The organism is Maribacter ulvicola (assembly GCF_900155985.1).
GTDB lineage: Bacteria > Bacteroidota > Bacteroidia > Flavobacteriales > Flavobacteriaceae > Maribacter > Maribacter ulvicola.
On the sequence record NZ_FTMA01000001.1, the window covers coordinates 658,606 to 674,885 of the forward strand.

Genomic DNA, 16,280 nt, shown 5'->3' on the forward strand with positions numbered 1-16,280 from the left:
GTTAGTAGATATATGAGTTTTTTATTTGGTTGGTATGCGGTAAGTTTAGGCTAAAGAAAATTTGTTTGTTTTTTACCTCAGTTCTTTTTTATGCTTTTTTTTAGTCTGTATCAGTAAAGCAAAGCATCCAAATAGTTCTTGATTCCATCGAAATAATTATCCATGAATGGTCTATAATGAAGTCAATGAACCAGGTATTCCATGCTCCTGAGATATAGTAAAACCTTACAAATTCATTTTGATACTTTTCTCCAAAAATCTGCTCGCAAAACTCTTGAGCTTTCTTTTTGACTTCTTTTGGGGTTCGTTTATAAGAAGATCCATAAGCTCCGCCATGAAAAAGTAAAGCCGAAAGTTCTCCGTCAATAGCAAATTCACTTTTCCATTCAAGTTTTGGAGTTTTATCAGTCTTACTTGCAAATAAATAATCACCGTCCTCCACTGTAGTAAAAGATTGAATTACGCTATCTGATAAGAGAAATTGTTCTACAAAATTAATTTCGTCTAATCTACCTCTTGAACAAAACCAATCGAAAACCTCATTTTCGTCAAATTGAAAACCTTTAAAGTAAATATGACCACCAATATGTTCCTTCAGCAGGTCAATGAATTCAAAATTTGGATCGACTATTTTATAGTTTATATCACGCCACATTTTTGAAATCTCTGATTCCTTTGGTAGGTTCTTTTTCCAGTTTACTTCGATTGATCTCATTTACTTTGATTGAGCGCAACACAGTACCTATGCGTAGTGCGGAGGCAAGGAAACTCTTCGTTTCCGTCTACGCACGAAGCTAAAGCTTATTGTTTAGTTTTGTTATTTGTTTGTTCAAAAGCTAAATCCATAAGATTTAGCGACTTCATAAATATACATAGACCTTTCGGTTTTACCCTAAAGTCCGCATTACGTTTAGGGGGTGTTGTACACCGTTTTTATTCCCTTAATTTAATAGCAGGGTTTTTGAAAATCCAAACGCCCAGAACAATTGTTAAGGAATAAATTAATACCCATATAGTTTGTTCCGACCACCTTGTTAAAAATCCCTTGTCTACTATAAAGAACGTAATACAAACCGATAAAAAAGAATAAAAAGATAAGATTGTCTTCTCTTCCAATTCCGAAACGTTGTTATCTAAGCGTCGTTTAATTAATTCAAAAATTACCATTGCTGGTATTGACGAAATCAAACCTACTAATATCATTACAAATACTATTTCGTAAGAATTTAATATACTATTAAAATTGGAATCATTAATAATAGTACTTAGAATTAATGCTAATATAAGCGGCGAAATTATTACAGTAAACAGCCAAACTTTGATAGTATATATCATCTATTTTCTATTGACAATTCGTTGGATATATACCCTATGATTTTTAAATCCGTTTTTCTCGGGATTTTCCAAATTAATCATTACGTTAATTCCAGAGTCGTAAATCTGCCAGTTATGTTTTTTAGCTAATTCAATCAGAGCATAAAGTCCGTTTTCACCATATAGCGAAAGCATAAAATTGCTTGATTGTTCGCTGTCGGCAATAAAGTCAATCGTAAAATCCGTACTAATTATTTCCCTGTGATTTTCGTCCTCTTTTATTTGGCTAAATGAACGCTATTAAATTCCGCTAAAATCCGTCAGTTCCAATTGGTTTTCGTTCAATTCCGCAACCGATTCTATTTTCTGTTTGGTATTAAAAAGAATAATGTCCCAACTCATTCTTATGAAGTTAGTTGTTTTATTTTTTTTGCAACCATTAAATGTTCTTCTAAACTTGTTGGGACTCCCATAGTTATGTTTGCGTGCTCAAGGAGTAATTCTGCAATTTTTTGTACGTCAGCATCCTGTTTTAGAAGTTTTATTACAGAAGGAACGTATCCAGAATATTCATTTTCGTGACCTGAATAATTAATTCCGATGGGGTCCCAATCTTCCCAAAGAATTCTATCAACTTGCTCCCAAAGTTTTGACTTTCTCATTTTTTCTCAAAATTGTGTACAATAATAAGCTAAACGTACGCCAGTACGTTTATTTTCTATTTAGTTTACTAAAGCTTACTAGCTAATATACTATTAAAGAATAAGCCTAAAATTTACAAGCGATTTTCCGTATGGGAAAATCACAATCATAAAAAAAATTCAATAGAAATGCTTAAAACCATCAAACCAACTATCTAGTTTGTTTTTAAAGCGTATTTAAGTGTGAAATTGTAGAAACCGACGACAGGAATCGTAATTGTCACGATAAAATGCAAGGAGTGCAGGGGTAAAAGGGTGTTGTAAACATTATATAAACCAAGTGGTTTGTTTTTTAGTGGAATAAACGAGCTGTTTGACACTGAAATTGGCATCAAGTCTATAGATTGTTTTTGGAAAAAAACAAAAAAGTGGTAAATAAATACGATCGGACTCGCACAGGCGGACAAGGTCATGCACCTGTCCGCAATCGCCTATAATCTCAACAAGTACCTAAAATTTAGGTTCAGCTTTTAACATGGCATAAAAAAGCCCCTTAAAGAGGCTTATATCAATAGTGATTTTCTCTAATTATAGACTTGTGCAACGGTTACCATTGTTGTGGTTAGTTATTTATGGTTTCTAATTTTCTTTTTTTCATTTCCAAACTTTCTCTATATTCTAGAGCTTCTGCTTTCATTGTCCAATGTGTTTCTAATTCAAATGTGTCAACTTTAGCTTTGATTTCACTAATTGGAATTGAGAAAAATTCTTTTCTATAATTTACTTTATTAACTCGGTCCGAATTAAAAGTTTCGTGTAATTCCTTTTCTAGTCTTGGAGCATCTTCTGAATGAATCATTGCGTGAACGTCAAATGTAAATGGAACAGAAGCATCTCCTAACTCTTTAACTCTGTCTAAAGGTTCTAATCTTCTCGTAAGCCCAATTTTAAATATATTTTCTCCAAATGAACCTACATTGGAAATTATATAAACGTGTCCTCTTTTTGTTTGTTGAGCCATCGACATAGCTCTTTGTCCTTTCTCTTCCGCAATTAATAGTTTTTGCTTAATATCTTCTAATTCTTGCTCAAATTTTGCTCTGTCTTCATCTGCAACTTTCAATAGTTTAGCTTCGATTTCCTTTCTTGCTTTTTCAAGCATTTTTTCTTCTTTTTCTGCTTCTTTTCTTGCTCGCTCAAAATCTCTTCTTGCTTTTTCCTCTTCTCGAATAGCTTCTCTTATTTCTCTCTGTTCTTGTAAATCTTGTTTCTTTATTTCGTGAACAGTAACAGCTAATTTTAATTGCTCTAAAACAACATCATAATATCTATTTGTAATTCTTGCATTTCTAAATGCCTTACCATTATGATTTACAAGACGAAAAGCATCTTTAATTGATTGTAATAGTTTACCATAATTATCGTGCTTGACTTTAGCCATTATAGTATCAACTTTTCCATTAAATGCGTCTAAAACAAATTCGATTGCAGTTGTTTTTCTATAGGCTTCAACATAGTCACATTCTGCAACTTCGTTGTTTTTAATCATAGATTTTATAAGTGTTCTAATTTGTGTAAGTTCTTGACCTGCTTTTTTATGATTATATTCTTCCGCTAAATCGTCTAAAAGTGAATGATTAGGAATTAAGTATTCATCTCCATATCCTTTTATTATATTTTTCATCGCTTTCACAGTTTTTTGATACTGTTCAGCATTGTTTTTTGCTTCCCAAGCTTCTCCAGCTATATTTTCTGCTTTTACATTAGCCTCACTTTCAATTTTTGTTGCAATTTGATGAGCATTTTCTAAAATAGTTTCAGCTCTGTTTTTTGTTTCAGTAGCTTTTTCACGTGCTTCTTTTCTTATTGCATTAGCTTCTGATTTTGAAGTTTCAATAACTTTTTCAATTTCGTTAGAAACTCTTTTCAGTTCTTGTTCAATGTTTCTAATTGGCTCATATTTCTTTAAATATTCAGTAGATTCTTTATAAACCGAAAAATCATTTTTATTCTTTTCTAATTCTTGATTTAACGTTAAGTTTTCTTTCTCTATTTTATCTCTTTCTTTTTTTATTGAAGAGTTTTTTGAGAGTAAAACAATGATAATTATAATACAAATAATTAGTAAAAATGCCATTTCAGTTTCGTTTTGTTAATTAACCACAACGGTCTTGTATATGAAAAGTAGCGTAGAAATAAACGCTAACCATTCGAATGAAACACAAGCCGAATTTTTAAATTTTACTATTTATTTTATTTTTGTGAAATCGTCAAATTTAAAAATTTGGCGACTTCGAAAAAATGCCTGAACCTTTGTGTTAGCAACTGCTCACGCTATTTTTTATATACGTTGTTAGCCACAGTTATTTAGCATTATATTCAACCATAATGTCATTTTCTTTGGCAAATTCTTTAAACTTTTCTTCTTGCCTTATTTCTTCGAAGATTGGAAAAGTCATTAAATCTTCTGGTAATAAATCTTCCGATTTAAGTAATTGTCCGAAATTTTTGAGACAGAATTCTTGTTCGTCTTTCAAGGCATTTAGAGCAACTTGAAAGAGTAAAGATTTATCAGAATAATCTACATCTTTATAAAGTTCTAAAGCTTTTTCTTTTCCTACTTTGTTTTTGTCGCAAAGCCAAGAATTAAGTTGGGCGGCAGTTCTACTCGCAACTGGCATCTTTTCATCAGTCATTAAAAATTCATTCGCTGTTTTAGAGACTGTCCAATTATTTTTAACCAAATAGTCATAGCCTAAATCCATTAAATACTTACCTCGATATTCACTTTCAGGTTCAAGTTTTTGCCATAATTCACTTGCTATCAAAATAAAGATTAAATGAAATTGGTCGATTGCATTTTCCAAGTATTCCTTTTCTACAGTTAATTTATCATCGATTTTGAATTCGCTTTTATGAGAATCACTAATTTTTGATAAATAGATTGAATTGACTTTTCCGCCATTATGTACTAAAAGGTTTCTACGTTGATAAATTTCAGTCAAGTCATCATAATAATTGTTAAGAAACTTCAATTTTAAATTCAAATCATTTTTCAAAACAAGAACCCAATCTTTAAAACTTCCACGCAATATGGACTCTATTTTTTGGTCAACTAAATACCTTTCTGCATCTCTGACTGTTTCAAAAGTTTTTAAGTCTTCAAGGGTTAAGCTTTTTTTGTTTATACCAGCATTGTCTGGATATTTATCAAAATGGAAATGTAGAATTTGTGAAAAATACCATTCTACAGAACTTAATAAACTTATAAGAGAATTTTTATATAAAAGTTGAATTTGAGCTTGAGTTTTCCCCATACTTTCAAAAGCCTCATTTAGAGAAGTAGAATCGCCTTTGATATTAAATGATATTTTTTTATCGTCGTCAATCTCTACTTTAATATCGCCGTCAAAAACTTCTTTGAATTTATCATCTAAATCTTGTTTTTCTTTTTCATCTTCTGCAAAATGTCTTTGAATTGCTATTGAAAGAGGTTCTAAATTTTTGACATTAGCGGTCTCAATTTTCTTATGATGTTCAGCTAACAAAGGGTCAATTAATTCTACAAAATCTCTTAATCCAGTTATATTTTCCTCAAATTCATTTATAAACTCTCTAAACATATTTTTATCTTATTGTGATGTTTTTTTTCTAATTGTGGCTAACAATTGTATATGTGCACAATTACACATATTCCGATATAATCAGAAATATGTGTAATGTTTTTTTTCCATGCATACTAATATACCATTAAAGAATAAACCTACAATTATCAACTAACATTCCATTACGGGAAACCATAATCACCATAAATTTTATAGAATTAATTTGTCATCCGTCGAACTGAGAAAGGAATTTCCCTAAAAACAGCGAACCGACCAACCAGTCTGGTTTTTACTTGTAAAGTGAGTTAAGAAGTGCAGATAGCAACGACAGCAAGCGCAATGGCATCGATATAAGGTAAAGTGAACGAAGTAAAATGGTTTTATTGAGCACCAAACAAACCAAGTAGTTTGTTTTTTGGTGAAGTAAATGATCAGTTTTAGAACAAACTTTGCTGTTTCACGGGGCTTTCATGGTTCAATAACCACTGTTTTCTGTGTAGCCCGCCAGCGTAACCGGTAAGTGAGCCATCGAGACCAATTACCCTATGGCAAGGCACTACGATCCATAACGGATTTCTGCCATTTGCAGAAGCGGCAGCCCTAATGGCTTTAGGGTCCCCAAGTGTTTTGGCGAGTTCTAAGTATGATGTAGATTTTCCGTAGGGTATGTTTTGTAGTGCTGCCCAAACCTTCTTTTGAAAATCGGTTCCTTCTGGGTTTAGGTTTAGATGAAACTGGGTTCGTACCCCTTCAAAATATTCGTTCAGTTGATATACGGCATCTTCTAAAGTTTCGGGGATAACATCTGTTAATGGGGCATCAGAATTCAACACGGTAATTGCCGACAATCCGTCAGCATCGCCAATAATCTTGGCAACGCCTAAAGGGGTATTAATGTAAGCAACATCGACCATGGTAGTTAGTGCTATTTATTCATCTGGTGACGTAGGCTTTTCGATTACTCCCGTTGCCTGTGCACGTTTTTCCCAGTTTTTACGAGCAAGACTTTGCAAATCTGCTATACTATCGCTCTCGTCCATTATTTCTAGCCCTAAAAGGGTTTCAATGACATCTTCCATTGTTACAATGCCACTTACAGAACCATATTCATCAACCACTAGGGCAATTGCTTCGCGCTTTTGAATGAACATTTCAAACAAGGTGGGTATGGGTGTACTTCTACGGGTAACTAGAATTTCTCGTTTAATATCTTTTAACGGAATATCTCCATTTTTGTTGATGATTTCTTCTAGCACATTATCTTTTAAAACAAAGCCGGTGATATTATCCATGTTACCGGTAAATACAGGAATCCTTGAAAAACGTAATTTGGGATTGTCCGTAAAGAAATCTGCTATCTTTTTTTCATCTGAGGCTATTTTCATTACCGCTCTTGGGGTCATGATATCTTTAACCAAAACCTCATCGAACTTTAGAAGGTTTTTAATGATAGTAGATTCTGATTTTTCAAATACACCTTCTTCATGGGCCATATCTGTCATGGCATGAAAATCTTCACGACTCAATACACTGCCATGGTGGTTGCCACCGCCCACCATTTTGGTAAACAAACGAAGCAACCATAATAAGCCGGTATATTTTAAGCCTAAAACCATAAGGTTAAGAGCCTTTGTAGAAAAATTGGCCAATTGTTTCCAATACGTTGCGCCAATAGTTTTTGGAATAATTTCAGACGCTACCAAAATGAGGATCGTCATAATGGTAGATACTACACCTACCATTAAATCTTCCGTAAATGTAATGCCCAATATTGATTTGGTTTCGCTACCATAAAGTTCAGCGTATGCAACTTTTGCTTGTACGCCCACCAAAATAGCACCAACGGTGTGGGCAATGGTATTTATGGTCAATATAGCTATTAAGGGTTGATCTACATCTTTCTTTAAAGTTTCTAGGGTCTTTGCGTAAGCATGGCCTTCTTTCATTTTTACATTGATGAAAGTAGGGGTAATACTCAACAGTACCGCTTCTAGTATAGAACACAGAAAGGAGAAAAATATAGAAACGAATGCGTAAAAAAGTAGTAAGCCCATAGGGTTGTTTTATATATCGAAGATATTAATAATATTGCTAAGGTTGGTGCTGTTTTGCTTTACCGAATGCCTTATAAAATATTTGTTGAATAGATGACCTTATATTTAGGTTGTAAATATTGCGATTATCTCTTGTTGGATATACTCTATTGGATAGAAATATATATACCAACTGATGCTCTGGATCTGCCCAAACAAAAGTACCGGTAAAGCCGCTATGTCCAAAGCTTGCGGCACCAACTTCTGGGGCAGGGTAGGCCTCGGCAATTTTAAAGGTGTTGTTCTTTAAATAGGGTTTGTCAAAACCTAAACCTCTACGGTTTTCGTTCTCAGGATATTGAACCTTGGTAAATTCTTTTAAGGTATTTTTAGAAATATAGCGCTTGCCGGCATAAAGGCCGTTCTGCAAGAATAGTTGCATGATAATGGCTAAATCGTCTGCCGTTCCAAATAAACCTGCATTTCCTGAAACACCACCTAATAAAGAAGCGTTTTCATCATGTACCCAACCTTGTGTTAGCGTATGTCTGTAGATGGTATCTACTTCTGTAGGCACAATTTTGTTTGTAAAATTTTTATTGCTCGGCAGAAAACCAAAGGTTTTCATACCAAGTGGTTTGTAAAACTCTCGTTCCATATAATCTTCATATGGAAGGCCCGTAATTTGGGTAATGAGCTCAGGAAAAATAAGAAATGTGAGTCCCGAGTATTTGTATTTTTTCTTATCGGATACTTTAGAACGATTGATGATGCGATACATTTTTCGGTGAAATGTATTTTTAACGTAGATACCTTCAAAAGCTTCATTACTAAATCTGTTGTTTGGTTTACTACGGATAAACCTCTTTTTAAACCGGCCGTTATTTTTTAAAGTTTTATTGAGGAAAACAATATAAGGTTCAAGACCCGCTTGATGCGCCAATATCTCGCGAAGCGTAATAGTTGCTTTATCTTTGCGTTTTTTCCAAGGTTTCCAGTAGGTACTAAAAGGAAGATCTAAATCTAATTTTCCTTCATCTACCAATTTCATAAGTGCAGGCAACGGACCTAAAATTTTGGTGACCGATGCCAAATCATAAATGTCATTTAATGCTACAGGTTGAATGCTGTCATAAGTGTGAAATCCATAAGCTTCATGAAAGATGATGTTCCCTTCCTTTGCAATTAACACTTGAGCGCCTGGGAAAGCATTATTTTTTATACCAGTGGTTACAATACTATCTACTTTACGGTATATAAAGGCAGAATCTAGTTGGTATGCAGCCATTGTAGATGCCTGTAAACTAGACCCCACAGGTAATAATAGTGGTGTGTTTTTTTCTACTTGAGCAAAAGCGCCCAAATAAAATAAACCGAAAAGTATAAAAATACAGTTTCGCATATATTATTTTGATTAACCTAAAAGTTTCACCGCATCTTTAGCGAAATAGCTAGCAATAATATTGGCACCTGCTCTTTTGATGGCAGTTAATTGTTCCATCATAACGGCATCATGGTCTAGCCATCCTTTTTCAGCAGCAGCTTTTACCATGGCGTACTCACCGGATACTTGATATACCGCAACTGGCACATCTACCTCATTTTTAATTTCACGAACAATATCCAAATAGCACAATCCCGGTTTCACCATAACAATATCTGCGCCTTCGTCAATATCCATTTGTGTTTCTCGAATAGCCTCAAAACGGTTGGCATAATCCATTTGATAGGTATTTTTATCCTTAGGCACATTTTTAATGTCTACCGGAGCAGAATCTAAGGCATCTCTAAACGGACCGTAAAAAGCACTGGCATATTTGGCGCTATAAGCCATAATACCGGTGTTTAAATAGCCTTCATCTTCCAAAGCCTCGCGAATACTAAGAATACGACCATCCATCATATCACTAGGGGCAACAAAATCTGCACCGGCTTGGGCATGAGAAACACTCATTTCTGCCAGAACCTCTACACTTTCATCGTTAAGAATTTGTCCGTCAGCAACAATACCATCATGACCGTAAGAGGAGTAAGGATCAAGGGCAACATCTGTCATCACCAACATTTCTGGGCAAGCGTTTTTTACGGTCTTGATTGCCAATTGCATTAGTCCGTTTTCATTCAATGCTTCTGAACCTTGATTATCCTTTAAATTATCAGGTACTTTAACAAATAGCAACACAGAACGTAGTCCCATTTTCCAAAGTTCTTTTACCTCTTTGGTCAAGTTATCTAGGCTAAGACGGTAATAGTTGGGCATAGAAGGTATTTCCTCTTTTATTCCCTTGCCTTCAACAACAAAAAGTGGCACTAAAAAATCGCTTGGAGAAATAATGGTTTCTCGAACCAAACTACGTATAGCTTTTGAACTTCTAAGTCTTCTATTTCTAATAAGTGGGTACATGATGCTATTTTTATATTCAATAATTATTCAGATTCCTGGCTTTTTTTAATGATGCTTTTAAGCCGTTCTTTTCTAAGCGCAGCTTCTTTCTTCAATTTGTTCTTTTTCCTTTCCATTAGCTTGGCATGCTTTGCTTTGTTCAATGTATTTTTAGCCTTGCCTTTTTTTGCCATATCAGCATATTTAGATTCAAATCTTTCTGTGAAATCTTCTAGTTTACTTCATTAAAGCACTTGTAGGGTGAAGTTTCTACAAAAATAGTGGAATTTGAATAATTGCTACTGCGGTTATTACTTATTTTTATGGGCTTAGCCGCTAAATAATTCTTGATGCAAAAATTAAGTGCAGTCTTAAAATTCAAATATACCTGGAGAAATTACCAACAGAAATTCCTGAATGGTTTTCAAGAGCATATTAAAGATGGGCACTTACATGTTATAGCACCACCAGGTTCAGGTAAAACCATTCTGGGTTTAGAAATATTAATTCGTATTGGCAAGCCTACACTGGTATTGTCTCCCACGCTTACCATACGAAATCAATGGCGCTCAAGATTGTTGGAGTTTTTTATCCATGACACCGCTTTTCAAAATCTTTCCTTGGACTTAAAATCTCCTAGCCAAATTACGCTATCTACATATCAGTCTTTATTTGCCCTTTCCAAATCGTTTAATGCTAATGCTCAACAGCAACTTTTAGAATATATTAAGTTTCATAAAATAGAAACTTTGGTTTTAGATGAGGCGCATCATCTTAAAAATGAATGGTGGCATTGTCTCTATCACCTGAAAGAAATTAAAGGCCTTACGGTAGTTTCCCTGACCGCTACACCGCCGTATGATAGCTCTACAAATGAAATTAATCGTTATTTTAGTTTATGCGGTCCTATTGATGATGAAATTGCGGTCCCTGATCTTATTAAAAACGGAGATCTTTGTCCGCATCAAGACTTTGTCTACTTCTCAAAACCAGAAGAGACTCAGATCAAATATATTGTCCGTTACCGGGAACAGATATTAAATTTTACAAATAGTCTTTTAGTTAATACGGGGTTACAGGAAAATTTGATAACACAGGATTTCTATGTGAATCCCAAAAAATCATTGGATTATATCTATAAGTATCCAACGTTTTTCTCGGCTATAATTATTTATTTGAATTCTTGTGGTTATGCCGTAAACGAACAGAACTTGAGAATACTTGGCTTCTCTGCCAATGATGTAACTTTTCCTAGTTTTACCTATGAATGGGCAGAAGCATTGTTGCAACATTTATTAGTGGATCAACGCGATACTTTTAGTGCTTTTGAGGAAATTTTAATGCCTTTGGAAAAGGAATTGAAACGTATAGGCGTACTGGCGAATAAACGGGTAAACTTTGTGGGTGATGAGGTGTTGTATCGAAATCTTTCCAACAGCCCGGGCAAGCTTGAAAGTATATTCCAGATCGTAAAGCATACGGAGGAGTATCTTGGAGCAAGCACTAGAACGGTAATTTTGACCGATTTTATTCGTAAAGAGTTTTTGAATTTTGAAGGGTTCAATACCAAAACCTTAAATAAACTTGGGGTAGTGCCTATATTTAAATACCTATTGGCTAAAGACAATGGAATAGATACAATGGGAGTGTTGACCGGGTCATTGGTTATACTGCATGAAAATGCGCTGCCTTTTTTAAAACAACAGCTATCTATTGAAGAGTTAGCCGTAAATGCTGTAGCGGGTTCTTTAGGGTATATATTTATTAAAGTACCTAATGCGCTTAAAAATAAAATAGCCGAATCTATTACACAGCTATTTGAAGACGGGGTGATAAAGACCTTAATTGGTACAAAAGCTTTTTTAGGCGAAGGTTGGGATGCACCTTGCATTAATACTTTGATCTTGGCTTCTTATGTAGGTTCTTTTGTTTCTTCCAATCAAATGCGTGGTCGTGCTATACGGGTAGATGCTAATACTCCCAATAAAACAGGGGCTATTTGGCACTTAGCTTGTTTAGATCCAACCGCCCCTGATGGTGGTAAGGACATGGAAAAATTACAGCAACGTTTTGATGCTTTTACGGGTGTTTCTCTACGTGATGAAATTTATATTTCTAACGGAATAGACCGATTGGTTTTGCCTTTAGAATGGTCAGATACTACCGATTTAAGGGAGATTAACTCAGAAATGCTGAAAAAAGCACAGCAGAAATCTGAATTTAAAAATAGATGGCATAAAGCCATTGAAAAAGGAAATGTTTTGGTGAGAGAACTGAAAATTCCGTTTAAAAATGAAGAATCTTATGCGAAAACAAAACAATTGCATGCATTAAATGCCAGTAAGTATGTAATGCTAGAAGTGGTATTGGGAGTTTCATTGTTTGTTCCTGAGTTTTTGATTAAAAATATGGGGGCAGTTTTGAGTAAAGGCATGGTACAGGTTATTTATATATTCTGTGCCGCCCTAATTTTAGGTTTTGGACCAAAAACGTTTAAAGCTTTAAAACTTTATTTCTTATTTGGCAATCAATACAGGAAAACAAAGAAAATAGGCAAAGCAATTTTGGCTTATTTATTAGATGATAAAACATCCTATTTTGAATCTAAAGATGCTATTATCCACGCAGAACAAAATTTAAAGGGTACGTTTTCTATTCATTTAAAAAATGCAAGTCAGCATGATAGCAACTTGTTTATCTCGCTATTAGAAGAAGTTATTGCTCCAATTGATAATCCTAAATATGTATTGGTAAACGGCAATTGGATAAAGAAAAAAATGGGAATTAGAAATTATTATGTAGTGCCAAAGGATATTGGTAAGAATAAAACCGGAGCGCATAGATTTAAACGCTATTGGAACACACATGTAGACGGTTCTAAATTACTATTCACTAGAACATTAAAAGGTAGAAAAGAACTACTTAAAGCAAGATTTTCGCACCTAAAATATCAGTTTGAAGCGGTGTCCCAAAAAACCATAACTTGGAAATAAAAAGCAGGTTTTATTTGTAGATTATATTTCTATTTCACCTATTAAATAACACACCCCATGACCAGATATTTTTACACGGTCTCCTAGATATTCACATTCTATATCACCACCGCGATCAGATAGTTGTTTGGCGGTTAGTATTTTCTTATTCAACTTCTCTGACCAGTACGGTGTTAAAGAAGTGTGTGCAGATCCGGTTACGGGGTCCTCTGGAATACCACATTGCGTAGCAAAAAAACGGGAAACAAAATCTACTTCGTTGCCTTTGGCCGAAACTATTATACCTCTACAATCCAATTCATTTAATAAATTAAAATTAGGTTTTATGGTTTCTATTGTTGTTTGCGTTTCATAGACCAGCATATAATCCGTTTTACCTTTGAACGTTGCTATCGGTTGTTTTCCTACAGCTTTTGATATGTCCTCTTGTTCGTCTATTTTTATTAGGTCATCCGTGGGGAAATCCATAGTCAATAGTCCTGACTCACTTTTTTGAACTAATAACTCACCGCTTCTAGATGAAATAAACCGAAGCGTATTTTCTTTGAAACCATAATAGTTATAAAGCACGAATGCTGTTGCCAGCGTAGCATGTCCACAAAGGTCTACTTCAACCTCTGGTGTAAACCAACGTAGCTCATAATGATGCTGTTTCTTTACGGCAAATGCGGTTTCGGCCAAGTTGTTTTCCGCTGCAATTTTTTGCATTAAATGGGTTGGTAACCATGATTCTAGAATGCAAACGGCTGCAGGATTCCCGCCAAATAATTTAGAGGTGAAAGCGTCAATTTGATATATTTTTTGCTTCATAAATAGTATAATAGATGCTCATTTAGCTATTAATGCTTTGATACTTGCCTGTAAATGTTACAGTTGTTACCATAAGAATACACTGAATGGTTGCATTGTGTTTAGTTACTCTATCCCAAATTTACGACTAAGCTCATCAGCTTTTTGAATCCATTTCTTGGGTGCATCAAATCTGTATCCAACATAAAACTCAAGAAAACTTATGGAGTCGTCTAAAATGAAATTTTCATCCGAAGTATGCGATAATAATTGGGTGTTGATAGTGATACCACTGAAAAAGTGTTCTGAATTATAGCCGCCGCTCAGTCTAAAAATCAATTGCGCTAAACCGTTGTACGAGGTTTTACCGTCGGTTTTGGAGAGGTTGAAACCTAATCCACCTGTTGCACCGGCAGAAACCAGGTAGTTTTCATCGAAAATCCAGTTGTAATAATACCCAGGGCCAATGGCCAATTTAAAAGATTTCTCCAATTGATTATCTATAATAGGATCTTCTAGCCTAAACTTGGTATAGTAATAGGATATGCTGGGTATAAAGCTACCTACACTTTCTTTTTGCCATTCATTCTGAAAGCCTATGGCACGAAATGAAAAATCAGGATTAAAAATATAACTAGAGGTACCCCCAATTTTAAATGTTCTTAAATCATTTATAGGGAGGGTTAGATCAGAAGTTCTAATGAAAAATCCCTTTTGCTTATAAATATCCAAGGTTTGCATGAATTGACCAAAGAACGTACGAATATTAAAGGTGACCAATTTAGAGTCTGCGTTGTCTTTATTCTCGGCAAGAAAGTTAGGCGCGTAACCAAAATCAACCTCCAAGAAACGAAAGAGTACAGATACGCCTAAATAACTTTTGTCGTTAGGTATAAATTCGGTTTTACTACGCGTTATCTTGTCTCTAAGCGTAAAGTTATTAGAAGTGGTCTGTAAGGATAACCGAACGGTTATCTTGTCAGGAAAAGCTTCTTTGTAATGTGAGTTTTGAGCGGAACATATACAAATTGAGCAAAGTAGGCTCAATAACAGTAGCGTTCTTATACCCATTCTTTTGGTGCTTTCAATACATTTAACAAACGTTCTTCTTCACTGCCTTCTTCTGGCTGATGATCATAGCGCCATTGCACGTGTGGCGGCAGGCTCATTAATATGCTTTCTATACGGCCATTGGTTTTTAGTCCGAACAATGTACCCTTATCATGCACGAGATTGAATTCTACATACCTACCTCTTCTAATCTCTTGCCAATCTCTTTGTTCCTTAGTGTATTCTAGACCCTTCCTTTTTGTAACGATGGGTACATAACAAGCTAAAAAACTGTTTCCTACCTCTGTTACGAAGTTGTACCAGGCTTGCATATCCATTTCTGGAGTTGCTTTGCAATAGTCAAAAAATAAACCGCCTAATCCACGAGCTTCGTTTCTATGGGTATTCCAGAAATACTCATCGCACCGTTTTTTGTACGTAGGGTAGAATGTAGGGTTATGCTTGTCACAGGCTGTTTTACAAACTTCATGAAAATGAACGGCATCTTCGTCAAAAAGGTAATAGGGTGTTAAATCTTGACCGCCACCAAACCATTGGTCTACAATTTCACCATCTTTCCCGTACATTTCAAAATAGCGCCAGTTGGCATGAACGGTAGGTACCATTGGGTTCTTTGGATGTAACACTAAACTTAATCCGCATGCGAAAAAATTGGCATCTTCCACGCCAAAATAAGTCTTCATGCTATCTGGTAGTTCTCCATGTACGCCGGATATATTTACGCCACCTTTTTCAAAAACAGCTCCGTTTTCAATTACTCTTGTGCGACCGCCACCACCTTCTGGGCGTACCCAAATGTCTTCCTTAAAAGTAGCTTTGCCGTCTACCTCTTCTAATTTAGAGGTAATGGTATCTTGAAGTTGTTCTATGTAAGCGTAAAATTTATCTTTCATTCTCTAAGATATAAAGTTCCATATTTAACGGGTCTTCGTTAGGTGGAGTGTGTTCTTTTAAAAGTGTCTTTTTCCAAATATAGCCACAATTTTCTGCTACCGTAATACTGCTAAGGTTAGATTTATGTGCAATGATCCTTAGTCGTCGTAATTCTTGCTTATTAAAGCCCCATTCAGAAATTGTTTTAACGGCTAGTGTAGCAAAACCTTTGTTGTGATGATCATACGATATGCAATAGGCAATTTCAGCCTCCTTTGCTGCGCGTCTCAATTTTTTTAAATAGACCAGACCTATAATTTTTCTATTTTCTGGCTCTTTAAGGGTGAATATATACTCTTTGCCTGAAATAAATTCTGCAGTCTTTTCTAAAACAAAAATATTGGATAAGGTCGGATTTAGATTTGCCGCAACCGTCTTGGGGAAGTACCGTTTAATATAATCTGCATTGGCAGATATAAAATCGCACAAACGCCATCCATCGCTCTCTGAAATCGGATTTATTTCGAAATCTGGAAGTTGAAATGAATTCATTATGAGATTATTATATCTGCTGCTTT

Annotated in this window: 14 protein-coding genes and 1 pseudogene; 2 read left to right on the forward strand and 13 right to left on the reverse strand. The window is 34.9% G+C overall.

Features of this window, described 5'->3' with window-relative positions:
• Positions 1 to 100: 100 nt before the first annotated feature.
• A complete protein-coding gene (locus BW936_RS02865) occupies positions 101 to 715 on the reverse strand; it encodes a hypothetical protein (RefSeq protein WP_076546805.1) in 615 nt (204 codons plus the stop codon).
• 1,003 nt (positions 716 to 1,718) lie between these two features.
• The gene (locus BW936_RS02875; RefSeq protein ID WP_076546807.1) at positions 1,719 to 1,976 is read right to left on the reverse strand and encodes a hypothetical protein; all 258 of its coding nucleotides are present in this window, start codon (positions 1,974 to 1,976) and stop codon (positions 1,719 to 1,721) included.
• A 414-nt stretch (positions 1,977 to 2,390) separates the two neighbouring features.
• Between BW936_RS02875 and BW936_RS20210 the strand changes: the two are divergent.
• Positions 2,391 to 2,474, forward strand: a pseudogene (locus BW936_RS20210) (transposase); the annotation flags it as partial.
• Positions 2,475 to 2,577: 103 nt separating this feature from the next.
• Here BW936_RS20210 and BW936_RS02885 read toward each other — a convergent pair.
• The 7 genes from BW936_RS02885 to BW936_RS19705 form a co-directional block, all read right to left on the reverse strand.
• Positions 2,578 to 4,092 carry an SNIPE associated domain-containing protein gene (locus tag BW936_RS02885; protein ID WP_076546808.1) on the reverse strand — a complete coding sequence of 505 codons (1,515 nt, stop codon included), beginning with the start codon at positions 4,090 to 4,092 and terminating at the stop codon, positions 2,578 to 2,580.
• A gap of 226 nt (positions 4,093 to 4,318) precedes the next feature.
• Entirely contained in the window at positions 4,319 to 5,578 is a 1,260-nt protein-coding gene (locus BW936_RS02890) for a hypothetical protein (RefSeq protein ID WP_076546809.1), read from the reverse strand.
• 419 nt (positions 5,579 to 5,997) lie between these two features.
• On the reverse strand, positions 5,998 to 6,474 hold the full coding sequence (locus BW936_RS02895) for a methylated-DNA--[protein]-cysteine S-methyltransferase (RefSeq protein ID WP_076546810.1): 477 nt from the start codon (positions 6,472 to 6,474) through the stop codon (positions 5,998 to 6,000).
• A gap of 15 nt (positions 6,475 to 6,489) precedes the next feature.
• Positions 6,490 to 7,614, reverse strand: a complete 1,125-nt coding sequence (locus BW936_RS02900) for a CNNM domain-containing protein (RefSeq protein WP_076546811.1) — start codon at positions 7,612 to 7,614, stop codon at positions 6,490 to 6,492.
• Positions 7,615 to 7,651: 37 nt separating this feature from the next.
• Positions 7,652 to 8,995: a serine hydrolase domain-containing protein gene (locus tag BW936_RS02905; protein ID WP_076546812.1), complete on the reverse strand. Its 1,344-nt coding sequence runs from the start codon at positions 8,993 to 8,995 to the stop codon at positions 7,652 to 7,654.
• 12 nt (positions 8,996 to 9,007) lie between these two features.
• Complete coding sequence (hemB, locus tag BW936_RS02910; RefSeq protein WP_076546813.1) at positions 9,008 to 9,997, reverse strand: porphobilinogen synthase; 990 nt, start codon at positions 9,995 to 9,997, stop codon at positions 9,008 to 9,010.
• Positions 9,998 to 10,020: 23 nt separating this feature from the next.
• The gene (locus tag BW936_RS19705; protein WP_167368345.1) at positions 10,021 to 10,170 is read right to left on the reverse strand and encodes a hypothetical protein; all 150 of its coding nucleotides are present in this window, start codon (positions 10,168 to 10,170) and stop codon (positions 10,021 to 10,023) included.
• Between the two features lie 156 nt (positions 10,171 to 10,326).
• Here BW936_RS19705 and BW936_RS02915 point away from each other — a divergent pair, with 156 nt between their 5' ends.
• The gene (locus tag BW936_RS02915) at positions 10,327 to 12,969 is read left to right on the forward strand and encodes a DEAD/DEAH box helicase family protein (protein ID WP_076546814.1); all 2,643 of its coding nucleotides are present in this window, start codon (positions 10,327 to 10,329) and stop codon (positions 12,967 to 12,969) included.
• 21 nt (positions 12,970 to 12,990) lie between these two features.
• Here the strand turns inward: BW936_RS02915 and BW936_RS02920 are convergent, their stop codons facing one another.
• From BW936_RS02920 to BW936_RS02935, 4 genes are all read right to left on the reverse strand, one after another.
• The gene (locus BW936_RS02920) at positions 12,991 to 13,779 is read right to left on the reverse strand and encodes a PhzF family phenazine biosynthesis protein (protein WP_076546815.1); all 789 of its coding nucleotides are present in this window, start codon (positions 13,777 to 13,779) and stop codon (positions 12,991 to 12,993) included.
• A 105-nt stretch (positions 13,780 to 13,884) separates the two neighbouring features.
• Positions 13,885 to 14,829, reverse strand: a complete 945-nt coding sequence (locus tag BW936_RS02925) for a DUF4421 family protein (protein ID WP_076546816.1) — start codon at positions 14,827 to 14,829, stop codon at positions 13,885 to 13,887.
• On the reverse strand, positions 14,820 to 15,722 hold the full coding sequence (gene hemF / locus BW936_RS02930; protein WP_076546817.1) for an oxygen-dependent coproporphyrinogen oxidase: 903 nt from the start codon (positions 15,720 to 15,722) through the stop codon (positions 14,820 to 14,822). The genes BW936_RS02925 and hemF overlap by 10 nt, the downstream gene beginning before the upstream one ends.
• Positions 15,712 to 16,254 (reverse strand): GNAT family N-acetyltransferase, encoded by a 543-nt coding sequence (locus BW936_RS02935; protein ID WP_076546818.1) that lies wholly within the window; start codon positions 16,252 to 16,254, stop codon positions 15,712 to 15,714. The genes hemF and BW936_RS02935 overlap by 11 nt, the downstream gene beginning before the upstream one ends.
• Between the last annotated feature and the right edge of the window lie 26 nt (positions 16,255 to 16,280).

What these genes read in the sequence shown, in the direction of transcription:
- BW936_RS02925 (WP_076546816.1), bottom strand. Translation starts at nt 14,829, where the DNA reads ATGGGTATAAGAACGCTACTGTTATTGAGCCTACTTTGCTCAATTTGT.
- hemB (WP_076546813.1), bottom strand. Translation starts at nt 9,997, where the DNA reads ATGTACCCACTTATTAGAAATAGAAGACTTAGAAGTTCAAAAGCTATA.
- BW936_RS19705 (WP_167368345.1), bottom strand. Translation starts at nt 10,170, where the DNA reads ATGGCAAAAAAAGGCAAGGCTAAAAATACATTGAACAAAGCAAAGCAT.
- BW936_RS02905 (WP_076546812.1), bottom strand. Translation starts at nt 8,995, where the DNA reads ATGCGAAACTGTATTTTTATACTTTTCGGTTTATTTTATTTGGGCGCT.
- hemF (WP_076546817.1), bottom strand. Translation starts at nt 15,722, where the DNA reads ATGAAAGATAAATTTTACGCTTACATAGAACAACTTCAAGATACCATT.
- BW936_RS02935 (WP_076546818.1), bottom strand. Translation starts at nt 16,254, where the DNA reads ATGAATTCATTTCAACTTCCAGATTTCGAAATAAATCCGATTTCAGAG.
- BW936_RS02875 (WP_076546807.1), bottom strand. Translation starts at nt 1,976, where the DNA reads ATGAGAAAGTCAAAACTTTGGGAGCAAGTTGATAGAATTCTTTGGGAA.
- BW936_RS02915 (WP_076546814.1), top strand. Translation starts at nt 10,327, where the DNA reads ATGCAAAAATTAAGTGCAGTCTTAAAATTCAAATATACCTGGAGAAAT.
- BW936_RS02865 (WP_076546805.1), bottom strand. Translation starts at nt 715, where the DNA reads ATGAGATCAATCGAAGTAAACTGGAAAAAGAACCTACCAAAGGAATCA.
- BW936_RS02895 (WP_076546810.1), bottom strand. Translation starts at nt 6,474, where the DNA reads ATGGTCGATGTTGCTTACATTAATACCCCTTTAGGCGTTGCCAAGATT.
- BW936_RS02900 (WP_076546811.1), bottom strand. Translation starts at nt 7,614, where the DNA reads ATGGGCTTACTACTTTTTTACGCATTCGTTTCTATATTTTTCTCCTTT.
- BW936_RS02890 (WP_076546809.1), bottom strand. Translation starts at nt 5,578, where the DNA reads ATGTTTAGAGAGTTTATAAATGAATTTGAGGAAAATATAACTGGATTA.
- BW936_RS02885 (WP_076546808.1), bottom strand. Translation starts at nt 4,092, where the DNA reads ATGGCATTTTTACTAATTATTTGTATTATAATTATCATTGTTTTACTC.
- BW936_RS02920 (WP_076546815.1), bottom strand. Translation starts at nt 13,779, where the DNA reads ATGAAGCAAAAAATATATCAAATTGACGCTTTCACCTCTAAATTATTT.